Here is a 13396-nt window from a genome sequence, read left to right as displayed (position 1 = left end):
CTGATTACTTCAAATTTTATGTACTTTTGAAACATGAGTTTTATAAAAACCACAGAGCAAGATTCTAACTACAATCATTTGGAAAAAATGAGTGTTTTAGAATTGCTAAAAAACATCAATAAGGAAGACAAAACTGTTCCAAACGCAGTTGAAAAAGTATTACCACAAATTGAAGCTTTAGTGTTTCGAATAGTTGAAAAACTAAAACATGGTGGTCGATTATTTTATATGGGAGCAGGTACCAGTGGTAGATTAGGTATTGTTGATGCTTCGGAATGCCCTCCTACTTTTGGTGTCTCTCACGATTTAGTTGTTGGATTAATTGCAGGTGGAGATTCTGCTATTAGAAAGGCTGTGGAATTTGCTGAAGACTCAAAAACTCAAGGCTGGATAGATTTACAAGAACACAATATAAACTCAAAAGATGTGGTTATTGGAATTGCAGCTTCAGGAACAACACCTTACGTGATATCTGCTTTAGAAAAGTGTAATGAAAACAACATTATCACGGGTTGTATTTCTTGTAATAAAAACAGTCCACTTTCAAATGTATCTCAATATTCAATTGACGTTGTTGTTGGTCCAGAATTTGTAACAGGAAGTTCAAGAATGAAAGCAGGAACGGCTCAAAAGTTAGTACTAAATATGATTACTACTTCCGCCATGATTCAACTCGGTCATGTAAAAGGGAATAAAATGGTAGACATGCAACTAAGCAACAATAAACTTGTTGATAGGGGGGCTAAAATGATTATGAAAGCAGTAAACGTCTCTGAAGATGAAGCTTTGGAATTACTTACCAAATATAAAAGTGTTCGTGAAGCCGTTAACAATTATAATAATGGAAACTGATAGAACAAATAAAGAAGTACTTGCCAAAGGACTTAAGTTTTTGGGTTATGCCTTAGCCTGTATGTTTACAGGGCCAACTCTAGTTTATATTTCACAGACTAAACTAAGAAAACCAATAGACCTTATTGTTCTAATTTTATCAATAGTAATTTGTATCCTAGCAATTTTCTTCGCTTTCAAAGGTATCAATACTATTCTGGACAGTATGTTTAATAAAAATAAAAACTAATTAACAGAAGTCTGTTTAGGTGTAGTAGGGTTATATCCAAATTCTTCATCATTAATAACAATACCTAAACTATCAAAAATATAATTGATAATAGCATAATGATGAATAGTGTGACTGTTCGCTTGAGCCAATAAAGAACCATAAGTATAAGGAATCTCTGTTTTACCCAATCCTAAATCGTCAATAACTAAAACAGCTTCATTAATATCAAATGATTGAGAATTTAATTTACCAATAATTAAATTAAGGTAATTTTGTGCACATTCACAGTCAGCTTCAACTTCCTTATTTCTACTTCTTGCTGTTAAGTCAACTCTATTTTCAGAATCTGTAGTAAAAATACAGTCATAAAAATCTAAAATATGTCTAATATGAGTACCAATACTCGAATAATATGGTGAAACCGAGGCATCACATAATTGATTATTAGATAAATGGTCTAATAAAACTTGAGATTTTTGAAGTGTTTTAAGTGTAGATTGGATGATAACATTCATGGTTACTAAAATAGTTAAAAAAAATTTAATTAAACGCTACGCTCGTTAGTCTTTCTTTTACTTAATCCTTACGTTGTCATATAACATTGTAAGAGTAAATTAGTTTATAAAAATCGTTATCTTAGTTAAATTATTATATGTATTTTACCCCATCAAAAAACTCAACCTTATAAAAAACTTGCTAGTCATTAGGCATAAAACAACCATTTATGTTCTGCCACTTTTCATATTGTTTTTTTGTTGTTGTCTATTAAACGCACAAAAAAATGACAACACAAATTTAGATTCAAAATTTCCCAAAAAGCAATTTTCCTTTAAAACCTTAACCATTAATGATGGGTTGTCTCAAAATAGTGTTATTAGTATAGCACAGGACAGTATTGGTTATTTATGGATGGCTACACAAGATGGTTTAAACAAATATAATGGTAGAGATTTTATACATTACGATAAACAGTTTGAAGACATCACCAGAACTAATTTTAGTAAATTAGGTAAAGTATATATAGATAAGCAAAACAGGCTCTGGATAATTACACACTCAGGAAAATTAGAGCTTTACCATCAAAAAACCGATAGCTTTAAGCATATTAAACTCCCATTTGATGCAAGTACGGTGTTTCAAGATAAAGACTTGAATTTTTTTATTGGCTCATATAATAAAGGCCTTTTCAAGATAGATGCCCAAACAAAGGATACTATTCAAATTTTCAAAAACAATTCAAACAAAACGATATACAATATTATTGAACAGGATAGTAGTATTTTAATTGCCTCCTCTGGTTATGTATACGATTTAAAAAAAGATAATAGCTATAATGAATTACCTGTTATAGGCTCTAAAATTGAAAATTTTAGTGTTTTAAAAAAGAATAAAAATGGAGATATATGGTTGGGGTCTTATGGTTCAGGTTTATTTTTCAAATCTAAATCAAGTAACTTTTTTAGCAAATTTAAAGCACCAACCCTTCCAGAAAACCTGAATATTGAGGACCTTCTAATTGATTCAAAAAGCCGACTATGGATTGCTACTTATGGCAATGGTGTATACTTAATTGATTTTAAAACAAATGTTATTGAAAACTTTAAGGCTAATAAAAACAATCCTTTTGCTATTCATTATAATGATATGCTTTGTTTATATGAAGATACAACTGGAATCATATGGTTTGGGTCTGATGGTACAGGAGCTAGTTATTACGACACGCACTTAATTAAATTCAATATCTTAACTAACAATCAAGTACCAAAAACGGTAAATGTCGATATGGTAAGATGTATTACTACCGATAATCTTGACAATATATGGATTGGAACTTCAGGAAAAGGCTTAACCGTTGTAAACCAAAAAACAGACAGTTATAAAACATTTACCACAGAAAATACAGCTTTAGCCAGTAATCGAATAATTAGTTTAAACTTTATTGAAAATGAGTTATGGATAGGCCACCAAGGATACGGATTAAATATTATAGACAGTAATGGTAAATATAAATTTTACCCGAAAATTAAAAACCTAACCATTTGGAGTATTGTTAAAGCTGTAAAAAACCAAGCTTGGTTGTGCACAGAACGAAATGGCATTATATTATTTGATAAAAAAAAAGGTATTTTAAAGCAATATAATACAGAAAACTCTTCATTAAAATCTAATAATGTTAGAGCTCTAACTTTAGGAAAAGATAACGATATATGGATAGGGACAGATGATAATGGTTTATTTAAGCTTAATAAACAAACCGGGATTATAAAAAAAATTGATTTAATAAATGATAAAATAAAATCTTTGTTTGTTAAAGACAATATACTTTGGGTGGGTACTTATGGAAATGGGCTAAAAGAATATAATATAACAAAAAACACTGTAACTGTTTTTACAGAAAAAGAAGGACTACCTAACGATGTTGTCTATGGAATTCTTCCTGGTGTGAATGAAAACTTATGGTTAAGTACCAATAATGGTTTAAGTCAATTTATTTTAAATAATAATGAAAAACGTTTTGAGAATTTTAGTGTTTATGATGGTTTACAAGCAAAAGAGTTTAATACCGGAGCATATTTCAAAGACAAAAAAGGCACCTTAATTTTTGGTGGATTAGAAGGTATTAATTGGTTTCACCCTGAACAATTAACATTCAATACTATTAAGCCAAAAACCATCATTTCAAAATTTGAAGTATTCTCAAAAGCGAGAGATTTAACCCAAGGTTTGAGCTTAGAATACAATAATAATACGGTTACCTTCACATTTTCAAGCCTTCACTTTTCTCAACCCAAACGAAATGCGTATAAATACAAACTGGTAAATCACGATAAAAATTGGATAGAATCTGGCAACTCCAATATAGCCCACTACACAAACTTGCCTCCAAACAACTATAAATTTCAAGTTATTTCTAGTAATTATGATGGTGTTTGGAACAACTCGCCTACCTCATATTCATTTACTATAAACCAGCCATGGTATTTAGGAACTTTGGCTATTATTAGTTACATAATACTGGCCTTCCTATTAAGTTTTGCAATTTATCGTTATCTAAAATGGAGATTGCATATTAAAATGCAACTCCAGTTTGAACAAAAAGAAACCGAACGCCTCAAGCAATTAGATGGGTTTAAAACAAAACTTTACACAAATATTTCTCATGAGTTTAGAACTCCACTTACACTTATTACAGGCCCTATAGAAAAACAATTAAGCAACCCTAAATTGTCAAAAACAGATAAAACCGAACTAACATTAGTTCAACGCAATTCCAAACGTCTTTTAAATTTAGTAAACCAATTACTCGATTTATCTAAATTAGAAACGGGAAATTTAAGTTTATCTGTAAGTCAAGGTAATTTAGGCATCTTCTTAAAACAGCTCGTTAAGGGGTTTCAATTTAATGCAGAAGAAAAGAATATTTCTTTTTCATATAAAATAGCACCAATTGATAAGGCGTGGTACGATAAAGATGTTATAGAAAAAATCGTAACCAATTTATTAGCAAATGCTATAAAATATACACCAAACGGTGGTTACATTAATTTTGATGTAAACACACAACAAGGCCAAATCATTCTTACCTTTATAAATAATGGAAATACCCTAAAATCTGAAGATATTGGAAAATTATTTCTACGATACTATCAAAAAAACAAATCTACTGATGGTGTTGGTATTGGACTATCTTTAGTTAAGGAACTAACCATTTTATCTCATGGAAATATTGTTGCTCATGCTTTAAATGAAGATGATATTCAATTTACAGTAACCTTACCTATAGAACGTTCGTTTTTTAATGCATCAGAGTTTGCTGAAGAAGCATTTTCTAATACACCAGAAATAGATGAAAATCATGATTTACAAACATCTACAAATACGTTAAAACAGCCTTTAATGCTTATTGTTGAAGATGACCTAGACATCCGCATTTTTCTAAAATCAATATTTAAAAATGAATACATTGTTGAAGAAGCAATAAATGGCGAATTGGGCATAAAAAAAGCTATAAAAATTATTCCTGATATCATAATAAGTGATATTATGATGCCAAAAACTGATGGTATAGCGCTATGCAATACTTTAAAACAAGATGAGCGCACAAGTCATATTCCCATTATCCTCCTTACCGCAAAAAGTGGAAATGACAATGAAATTAAAGGCTTAAAAACTGGAGCGGATGATTATGTAGTAAAACCGTTTAATAGCGAAAAACTAAAAATCAAAGTAAAAAACCTTATTGAATTAAGATTACAATTACAACAACGTTACAGTAATGGTTTAGAACTAAAAGATATTGCAACAACATCTGTAGAACAACAATTTTTAAATAAACTTAAAGATGTTTTAACCGAAAACATTACAAATTCTTCATTTAATTCGGCGGTATTTACAAATAAAATGCACATGAGCCGTATGCAACTTCATAGAAAATTAAGAGCAATTACTGGATTATCTACAACTGAATTTATAAGAAGTGAGCGTTTAAAACTATCCTTAAAACTTTTACAAACTTCTGATCTTTCTATTTCAGAAATTGGCTATCAAATTGGTTTCAATTCACCTTCTTATTTCATAAAATGCTTTAAAGAAAAGTATCAATGCACGCCTTCAGAATACGTTTTAAAGTAGTATTACACTAGATTTTTAAACGTGTTACATATGTTACATACTTTGTTACATACTTGATATCTTCTAAAACACTTTCATTATAATTTTACAACTGAACATAAAAATGATGTTAAGTAATCCACTACCTAATCATTAAAATCAATGCACAAAACCGATGATATAAATAAAGAAGAAAATCAAAACATTTATTTAAGCATCGATCATTTAAAAAAAGGGCATTACTTATTAAATATCACTCTTAAAAATAAAGTAATTAAATCTATAGAAATAAAGAAATAAAGATGCTATTAATCAAGTGAAGAAAAGGGGAATAATGAAAATATAACTATGGCAGTTATTCCCTTTTTAAGAAACTAAAATTCTTTTTTTGCTCCTCAATTCTCCCCTAGTCCATGATTAAATGAGCAACAGAAATTAATCATAAATCTAAAAAAAATGAAAACAAAAATCACATTAACATTAGCACTACTTTTTTGCTTTTTAACCAACGCCAATAATATTTCAGTAAGTAATATTACTTTGGAAAACTTAAATGAGCCTGATTGGGTGCAAATAGAATTCGATTTAAGCTGGGAAAATTCTTGGAGACTAAACGCAGGTCCATCTAATTGGGATGCTGCATGGGTATTTATTAAATATCGTGTAAATAGTGGAGATTGGATGCACGCTCAACTTGCACAAACAGATTTTATTGCAGCCTCTGGAAGCACTATAGACATATCTAGTGATGGTGTTGGTGCTTTTGTTTATAGAGATAGTGAGGGTAGCGGCGATTTAAACCTACAAGATATGCGATTACGCTGGGACTATGGTTCTATAGATCCAAATGATATTATAGATATAAAAGTATTTGCTATTGAAATGGTAAATGTCCCTGAAGGATCATTCTCTGTAGGAAGCTCTACAGGTAATGAAGTTGGTAAATTCTATACATTTCTTCAAAATATTCCTTACAACGTAACATCAGAAAACGCCATTACAATAGCTGGCGGAGTAGGCAACCTATATTATAGTACCGCTACTGGTGGCTCCAGACCTGGAGACCAATTAGGCCCGCTACCTGAAGCATTTCCAAAAGGTTTTAATGCATTTTACTGTATGAAATATGAAGTAACTCAAGGACAGTGGGTTAGTTTTTTTAACACGCTTACAGCAAGCCAAAAAACTGATAATGATATTACTGGAACCAATGGCAAGGGTGTAGATACAGTTTTAAATAGAAATTCAATTTCTTGGGAAGAAGGTAGTGCTAGTGCTACAACTACATCACCAGACATTCCTCTTAATTATGTTACAAACAAGCTATTATTGGCTTATTTAGATTGGTCAGGTTTAAGACTAATGACAGAGCTAGAATACGAAAAAGCATGTCGAGGTCCAATTGCTCCAAAAGGAAATGAATTTGCTTGGGGTAATGCAAACATTGCTACCAATACATATACTTTAATAAATGAATCTCAATCAAACGAATTAGTATCAAATCCAGAAACGGGTACAGGAAATGCTTTATATGCCTCAACCAATGGCACTCCAACTGGACCTAAAAGAGTTGGCATATTAGCTGCTAGCGCTGTAAACAAAACTAGAGAAGAAACTGGAGGAAGCTATTATGGCATTATGGAATTAACAGGAAATCTATATGAGCGTTGCATAACAGTTGGGAATCCAGAAGGCAGAGCATTTACTGCAACACATGGAGATGGTATATTAACTCCTAGTGGAGATGCCAATGTTAGTTCGTGGCCTAATGACTATAATACAGGCATAGGCTATAGAGGTGGTTCTTTTTTTAATGGTATAAATTTTATTAGAGTTTCAGATAGGCACGATGCCGCTTCAGTGATATCAATTGGAAACAACAGGTTAGGGTTCCGTGGAGTAAGGTCTATTGATTAAAACATTGACTCATGATTCAAAAATTATATTTTATACCTATAGTACTCATTAGCTTTCATTTGAATGCACAATTCATTGGAGGAAGAGATGATGGAAGTGATATAGCTTCCCTAAAAGGTAGCAGATTAACTGGTGAAATAGCCTCATTTTCTGTAATGTATCAAGGTAATCAAGGTGATGGTCACGATACTGAAATGAATCAACTATTTCTTGCAGGTTCTGATGTTAACCTTTATCACGGAAGCTCGGGCGATGGCTTTTCTATAAATGCGTCTACACTAACTATTTCTGGAAGCAACATCAATAAACTATATGTTGGAAATTCTGGTGATGGGCATTCAGAGAATAACGTGCAATCCATTATCAATGGTACAGATTTAAGTATGCTTTTTACTGGAAATTCTGGTGATGGCGCAGATTACCAAGAACTGAATTCTGTATTCCTTGTAGGGTTTATGAACGCTATTTTTGAAGGCGGCGATGGCGATGGGTTTTCTAGTGAATTAAAACCAGGAAATTACCTGTCTGGTCTTATGCTAACCTTATTTAATGGGGGTAATGGTGATGGATTTGCTGTAAATAAATTAACCTCGGCATTAACCTTAGACCTCATTGAACAATTGATAGAAATGGATGTACTCTTATACCCAAATCCAGCAAGTCATACAGTAAACATCAAACCAGGCCAAGGAGTAATTATTACTGCAATTGAAGTCTACGATATAACTGGAAAAGCAGTCCATGTAAACTTATCTATAGACCATACTATCAATGTTAGTAGGTTACCAGATGGTATGTATCTATTGAATATTATTTCAGAACATGGTAAAGTAACAAAAAAATTAATCGTTAAAAAGTAACAGAAAAAATATATTTAATTTTTTTGTAGTTAGTCATTAGTTTAGTTAGTGAAATCAAATTGAGCCAAAAGTATTAGAGATTAAGTGTTAAAGTATGCTTTTGGTTTAATTTGATAATTCATTCACCACTAATCTAATTTCTCCATAACTATACTTATCATCCAATTGGTGTTTCAAATCAGATAAGTTTTCATATTTTTTCTTCGGAATAATAGTCTTCAACTCTTCGTAATAAGCAACCGACATTAAATCGGTAATTTTAACTTCTCCAGATGGTATAAAACTAGCCAAATGACCAATAATTGTATTTATGTTTAATTGACGAGTTTCAGCAATATTTGCTACCGATTTTCCAGTTTCAAAAAGTGCTAACGATTCTTTTTTAGTATCACCTTTTTTTCGTTTAGGTTTTGGGTCATCAAATATTTCAATTTCAGTAGAAGTCTCAATATCATGTTCATCACAATAAGATTTAATTACTTTCAAAATTTCAGACCCATATTTTTCAACGCGGGTTTTCCCCATACCATTTACCTTAAGTAATTCTGCCTTATTGGTTGGCAAAATCTCACACATTTCATATAAAGCCTTCTGAGTAAAAATCTGATAATGAATTAAATCTTTCTCGTCAGCAATATCATTTCTAAGCACCCTAAGTAATTCAAACAACTCTACATTACTAGTACCTTCAACAACTGTTTTTCTAGATTTTTTAGGTTTTTCTTTCCCCATAAAAACAGACTTAGTTCGAAGTTCTAAAATATGTTCAGCAGTAAAACCAGTCACCAAACCTTTAAAATAAAGTAACTTAACCGACAATAACTCTTCAAAATTTTCTAAGTGTTTAACAATCTCACCTCCTACTGCTTGATTATCTGTTGTAAAAGCAAAGGTTTTTAATGGAACAACAATTTTGGTTTCTGTTTCAGATGAAAAATACGTAATCCCTTTTTTAAAACGCTCCTGAATCATAGCGCTATGTTCAGGCAAATTACCAGCCTTAGCAAGTTGTTTTAATTGGGCATTAAATCCGTTGGCTACTTTCAAAAAGTTTGTAACTGTATCTTTAATGGGTAAAAACGTAGCTTCAACAGGTCCTTCAACCACCGTTCTATTCTTATAAAAAACATCTAAAATTCTATTCAGTGGATATAAAAATTTATAAAAAGCAAACACTTCAGCTATTAAATCCAACTGAAAATTAGACTGCGATTCTGCCAAAATAACTTCATCTGGTGCATTCTGCTCTGCGTTCTCGTTAAACGAAGTTACATTCCTATCACTTATAATTTGGCTTGAATGTATCTTACTCTTCAACACCAAACCCTCCAAAGATTTACATCTACTTAATGCTACATAAGTTTGCCCATGTGCAAAAGCACCTTGTGCATCAATAATAGCTTTTTCAAACGTTAAACCTTGACTTTTATGTATGGTAATACTCCAAGCCAAACGCAAGGGCATTTGGGTGTAAGACCCAATTATATTTTCCGAAATGGCTTTTGTTTCCTTATTAATTGTGTAATTAATGTTATTCCAAATTTCGGGTGTTGTTACAATATTAAAATCATCTTCGGGGCAATGCACTACCACTTCATCGGCATCTAACAAAATTACCTTTCCTATTTTCCCATTAAAATACCGTTTTTCAGGGCTACTATCATTTTTAACAAACATTACCTGTGCCCCAACTTTAAGTTCTAAAACCTCTTTATTAGGGTAAGCATACTCAGGAAACTTACCATCAACTTCAGACTTATAAGTAAAGGTCTTGGTTTTTAACTTCTCCAACTCCTTCCTATTGGTCGCTTCTGCTTTGTTATTATGAGTAGTTAACGAAATATAACCAGCATCGCGCTCAGCTATAAAGTCGGGTATAAAGCGCTTATTTAATTCAGCTGCGGCTGCTTCAGTAAGCGCATTATTTCTAATCTCGTTTAAAATTTCAATAAACTTAGGATTGTCCTGCCTATAAATATGTTTCAACTCAATAGTAATAGCATTACATTGTTTGTAGGCGTGGCTACTAAAAAAGAATCCGTTTGTATAATACTGTTTTAGCAAACCCCATTCCTGCTCCTTAATCACCGGCGATAGTTGTTGCAAATCACCAATCATCAATACCTGCACCCCTCCAAACACTTTGTTTCGGTCTCTAAAACGACGTAAGGTTTTATCAATTCCATCCAGCAAATCGGCACGTACCATGCTAATTTCGTCAATCACCAACAAGTCCATCGACTTAATAATATTAATTTTCGTCTTACTGAACTTCCTATTAAAACCTTTCCCAGCATTCAAATCTGTATCAGGTAAAATCGGACCAAAGGGCATTTGAAAAAACGAATGTATTGTAACCCCCTTTGCATTAATAGCGGCGACACCCGTTGGAGCAACGACCACTAAGCGTTTCAAACTATTCATTTTCAAACGGTGCAAAAACGTTGTTTTACCAGTCCCTGCCTTACCCGTCAAAAAAATAGAACGGTTTGTATTATTCACGAACGCCCATGCCAATTCCAGTTCCCTATTTTCTGTCATTAAATAGTTTAAAAATTTAAAAAATTCAATATAATAATTTGAAAAATCTTTTTAGTGGGTTTTATATATAAAATTAAAAGAAAACAACTCAAGACTTGTTACAATATGCTTAATTATTTAAAAACTGCGCTATCCGTTACTAGTTTTGGCTCGATGCGCGCCTCACCAAAAGCTAACCACTGCTATCGCTCCCTCAACTATCTATCAACTACATTAATTACACCAATTGATTATTTATTTATTAAATATTTGCCTATTAACAAGAACAAAAATTACATTATAAAAAAGGGAAATCGATAAAATAATATTAAATTACAAAAATGAGCAGTTCAAATTATTATAAGGATTTAAGTAATGAGTCATTACTTGGTGTGTATTTAAATAAGGTTTATCCTAAAATATTTGAGGCTACAAAATATGTAATAAAAAGAATAGATAATCTTGATTTGCAACATAAGGGCGTTGATTTAGTCTTAACAAATAAAAATATAACTTATTATGTTGATGAAAAAGCGCAATTAGATTACCTTAATAAATCACTACCAACGTTTGCTTTCGAGCTTTCATATTTAAAAAATGATAATTTACATAAGGGTTGGTTATATGATGGCCATAAATTGACTAACATTTATTTTTTAATTACCAATATTTACACCAAAAATGGCAAGGACCTCTCTGATGGTATCAGAAAGGTTAAAATTACGGGTGTTTATCGTGATAAATTGATTCAGGTTTTAAACGACTTAGGATTAAGCGCACCAAAGTTATCTGAAATTGACAAAAAAATAAGACTTAAAAGTGAGCACGGTAAAATTCCAATCAAAGAATTAAACCCAAAAACGGAAGGCTATATCTACTATTCTAAAGATAACAAAGCTGAATCTCCAATAAATTTAGTATTAAAATTAAAGTTTCTTGAAAAAACTAAAATAAGTAGTGTCCTTTTTAATTCTTGATTTCTTCCGCTAATACTCTTCCAATTTTTTCTATCAGACCAACTACCAAAGCATTTCCCATAAAAAAAGCACGTTTCGTATCACTAATGCCTTCAAGTTTTGTATGATTATCTGGAAACATGTTAAGTCGTTCAAGTTCTTTAGGTGTTAGTCTTCGCATTTTGCCATTAGGCTTAACTACATGTTTAAATCTAGATGCAGACACGCCACCTTCACCAGTAATAATAGTTCTTGAAGCCTTATCTAGCGCATCAGGAAATATCATGCTACCTTCACTATAATTATACTTAAATCCTTGCGCTTTGTTAATCCGTTCTTCTTTTTTAGCACCTTTGAGATACACCCATTTATCAATGCTATCCGCATCAATATAAAATTCTGAAGGCACCTCATTTTCAGGAATTAATATTTGACCTAAATTGATGTACTCTCCACTATATTTTGGAGCATATTTATGAGTCAAATACGCCCCATCAATCATAACCCCTGCATTTTGAAAAGGAGATAATTTCCCGTCTTTATTAAATGTACTTGAAACGGTTGCTAAGTCTTTATCAATAATACCTTTAACTAAGACATTATCTTTTTTAGTACTCGAGAATGATTTAGCCATTACCCCTTCACTCAAAAGCCAATCTTCTTTATTATTTAGTTTTTTAAGCCTTTTGTATATATAGGTAGATTTATGATAAGCCACTATAAAAATGCGTCGTCTTCTTTGAGGCATACCATACTCAGCAGCATTAATTATTTTCCATTCAACCGCATAACCTTTTTCATTTAATGACGAGAGCATTATAGCAAAGTCTCTCCCTCTCTGACTTGCAGGAGATTTTAGTAAGCGGTCTACATTTTCAAGTAAAAGGTATTTAGGTTTTTTAGCTTCAATAATTCTATGGATTTGCCACCATAAAACCCCTTTCTTTCCTATTAGTCCATCACTTCTTTTTAAAGTTGTAGCCACAGAATAATCTTGACAAGGGAATCCACCAACTAATAAATCATGCTCAGGAATATTTTTAGTATCTACTGTAGATATGTCCTTACCACAATGATTTTTTGTCCCCCAACGCTCAGTATATACCATATTAGCATGCTGAGTTTTTGTACTTGGCTCCCATTGGTTACTCCATACTACTTTATAAGGTGCATTCTTACTTTTAGGATATCCTTCAAGTCCAATTCTAAATCCGCCAACACCAGCAAATAATTCAACAACTCTAATCGGCATAAAACAATTGTTTTTCTATAAATTTTTAAAAACTAAAAATATTGTTTTTAATCTTAAAAATAAACGCAATGTGTAGAATATAATAAAGTATTTTTTAACATATTAACATCTTTCTAATAATTTTGTGAATACTGCTAGAGTGTTTATTATTTTGAGTTTAGTGCAAAAAAAAATCCTCAATCTAAAAATTAGATTGAGGATTCAAAAAAGGCAACGA

General features: G+C 31.7%; 9 protein-coding genes. 6 read left to right on the top strand and 3 right to left on the bottom strand.

Annotated elements, in window-relative coordinates; translation table 11 throughout:
- The first annotated feature begins 33 nt into the window (after positions 1-33).
- Together murQ and Q0870_RS13295 are read left to right on the top strand one after the other, a co-directional pair.
- Positions 34-852: an N-acetylmuramic acid 6-phosphate etherase gene (murQ, locus tag Q0870_RS13300; protein ID WP_298556104.1), complete on the top strand. Its 819-nt coding sequence runs from the start codon at positions 34-36 to the stop codon at positions 850-852.
- The gene (locus tag Q0870_RS13295; protein ID WP_298556103.1) at positions 842-1081 is read left to right on the top strand and encodes a DUF6095 family protein; all 240 of its coding nucleotides are present in this window, start codon (positions 842-844) and stop codon (positions 1079-1081) included. The genes murQ and Q0870_RS13295 overlap by 11 nt, the downstream gene beginning before the upstream one ends.
- On the opposite strand, the gene Q0870_RS13290 is transcribed toward Q0870_RS13295, so the two are convergent.
- The gene (locus tag Q0870_RS13290) at positions 1078-1578 is read right to left on the bottom strand and encodes a hypothetical protein (protein WP_298556102.1); all 501 of its coding nucleotides are present in this window, start codon (positions 1576-1578) and stop codon (positions 1078-1080) included. The genes Q0870_RS13295 and Q0870_RS13290 overlap by 4 nt on opposite strands.
- Positions 1579-1918: 340 nt before the next feature.
- On the opposite strand from Q0870_RS13290, the gene Q0870_RS13285 reads away from it, so the two are divergent.
- The 3 genes from Q0870_RS13285 to Q0870_RS13275 all read left to right on the top strand — a co-directional run bounded on the left by Q0870_RS13285 (position 1919) and on the right by Q0870_RS13275 (position 8451).
- Positions 1919-5695: a two-component regulator propeller domain-containing protein gene (locus tag Q0870_RS13285; RefSeq protein WP_298556101.1), complete on the top strand. Its 3777-nt coding sequence runs from the start codon at positions 1919-1921 to the stop codon at positions 5693-5695.
- 435 nt (positions 5696-6130) lie between these two features.
- Complete coding sequence (locus tag Q0870_RS13280) at positions 6131-7591, top strand: SUMF1/EgtB/PvdO family nonheme iron enzyme (protein WP_298556100.1); 1461 nt, start codon at positions 6131-6133, stop codon at positions 7589-7591.
- Between the two features lie 11 nt (positions 7592-7602).
- Complete coding sequence (locus Q0870_RS13275) at positions 7603-8451, top strand: T9SS type A sorting domain-containing protein (protein ID WP_298556099.1); 849 nt, start codon at positions 7603-7605, stop codon at positions 8449-8451.
- 105 nt (positions 8452-8556) lie between these two features.
- Here Q0870_RS13275 and Q0870_RS13270 read toward each other — a convergent pair whose 3' ends face one another.
- Positions 8557-10992, bottom strand: coding sequence for a helix-turn-helix domain-containing protein (locus Q0870_RS13270; protein ID WP_298556097.1), 2436 nt, complete (start codon positions 10990-10992; stop codon positions 8557-8559).
- A 320-nt stretch (positions 10993-11312) separates the two neighbouring features.
- On the opposite strand from Q0870_RS13270, the gene Q0870_RS13265 reads away from it, so the two are divergent.
- Positions 11313-11948, top strand: a complete 636-nt coding sequence (locus Q0870_RS13265; protein ID WP_298556095.1) for a hypothetical protein — start codon at positions 11313-11315, stop codon at positions 11946-11948.
- Here Q0870_RS13265 and dcm read toward each other — a convergent pair.
- Positions 11938-13179: a DNA (cytosine-5-)-methyltransferase gene (gene dcm, locus Q0870_RS13260; protein ID WP_298556093.1), complete on the bottom strand. Its 1242-nt coding sequence runs from the start codon at positions 13177-13179 to the stop codon at positions 11938-11940. The genes Q0870_RS13265 and dcm overlap by 11 nt on opposite strands.
- Positions 13180-13396: the final 217 nt, after the last annotated feature.

Source organism: uncultured Algibacter sp., assembly GCF_947487575.1.
In the GTDB taxonomy this organism is placed as follows: Bacteria; Bacteroidota; Bacteroidia; order Flavobacteriales; family Flavobacteriaceae; genus Algibacter_B.
Note: the sequence above shows the minus strand (reverse complement) of the source record. Positions and strands in the feature narration are given on the sequence as shown.

What these genes read in the sequence shown, in the direction of transcription:
- murQ (WP_298556104.1), top strand. Translation starts at nt 34, where the DNA reads ATGAGTTTTATAAAAACCACAGAGCAAGATTCTAACTACAATCATTTG.
- Q0870_RS13295 (WP_298556103.1), top strand. Translation starts at nt 842, where the DNA reads ATGGAAACTGATAGAACAAATAAAGAAGTACTTGCCAAAGGACTTAAG.
- Q0870_RS13290 (WP_298556102.1), bottom strand. Translation starts at nt 1,578, where the DNA reads ATGAATGTTATCATCCAATCTACACTTAAAACACTTCAAAAATCTCAA.
- Q0870_RS13280 (WP_298556100.1), top strand. Translation starts at nt 6,131, where the DNA reads ATGAAAACAAAAATCACATTAACATTAGCACTACTTTTTTGCTTTTTA.
- Q0870_RS13275 (WP_298556099.1), top strand. Translation starts at nt 7,603, where the DNA reads ATGATTCAAAAATTATATTTTATACCTATAGTACTCATTAGCTTTCAT.
- Q0870_RS13270 (WP_298556097.1), bottom strand. Translation starts at nt 10,992, where the DNA reads ATGACAGAAAATAGGGAACTGGAATTGGCATGGGCGTTCGTGAATAAT.
- Q0870_RS13265 (WP_298556095.1), top strand. Translation starts at nt 11,313, where the DNA reads ATGAGCAGTTCAAATTATTATAAGGATTTAAGTAATGAGTCATTACTT.
- dcm (WP_298556093.1), bottom strand. Translation starts at nt 13,179, where the DNA reads ATGCCGATTAGAGTTGTTGAATTATTTGCTGGTGTTGGCGGATTTAGA.